Here is an 841-nt window from a genome sequence, read left to right on the forward strand (position 1 = left end):
TTTCAGGTTTTACAAGTGCCTTTGAGACCCTTTTACCATCAATTACATAACTAAATTTGGATCCTATTGAACTACTACCATCTTCTGAAGTGTGATATTTAAACTCACACGAAAGAGATTCATACCCTAGCTCACTGCTTATCATCATGAGTTCGCTCAACTCATTCAATAGTGATACTTGCTCATCCATAATATTCATAAATCACCATTCCTGCTATAACGCCCGGCTCACCGAGGAAATTTTATTGGCGGCTTTTTTGGTACAAAAAAGGTGACAATAAAATTTGTCCGGTGGAGCCGCTTGTTAGTGCCATTTTTATGTATATGATGGTAATATACATAAATGATTAATTGGAAACAAATAAAAGGCTTTAATTGGGATGCTGGCAACGAAAGAAAAAACGTTGATAAACACAGCGTAAACCAGTTAGAGGCCGAACAATTATTTTTTAATGAGCCTTTATTACTGCTGCCGGACAAAAAGCACAGTGATAAAGAGCCCAGATACCATGCCCTTGGAATTACCGATGATGGGCGGCAACTACATATTACTTTTACACTGCGTGAAGATAACACTTTGATTAGAGTGATTTCTGCACGACCAATGCACAAGAAAGAGAGGAAATTTTATGAACAAGCATAAACAGCCTCCAAAGTTTAAAACAGAGGCAGAAGAACGAAAGTTTTGGGAAGATAATGATTCCGCTGATTACTTGGACTGGAGTAAGGCCGCAAAAGTAACAATGCCCAACTTAAAACCATCGACGAAAACAATTTCCTTGCGGTTACCTGAGTCTTTGCTTGAAAGCATTAAAATTGAGGCTAATCGAAGAGACATGCC

3 protein-coding genes are annotated in these 841 nt (G+C 38.3%); 2 read left to right on the plus strand and 1 reads right to left on the minus strand.

Annotated features, from left to right (window positions below; translation table 11 throughout):
• On the minus strand, nt 1–199 hold a 199-nt coding region (locus tag A3756_RS28770; RefSeq protein WP_231875557.1), incomplete at its 3' end, for a hypothetical protein.
• 144 nt (nt 200–343) lie between these two features.
• On the opposite strand from A3756_RS28770, the gene A3756_RS16325 reads away from it, so the two are divergent.
• Nucleotides 344–643, plus strand: coding sequence for a BrnT family toxin (locus tag A3756_RS16325; RefSeq protein WP_068511104.1), 300 nt, complete (start codon nt 344–346; stop codon nt 641–643).
• The coding region (locus A3756_RS16330; protein ID WP_068553951.1) for a BrnA antitoxin family protein at nt 630–841 on the plus strand (212 nt) is incomplete at its 3' end. The genes A3756_RS16325 and A3756_RS16330, both read left to right, overlap by 14 nt.

This window comes from Oleiphilus sp. HI0086 (assembly GCF_001635225.1).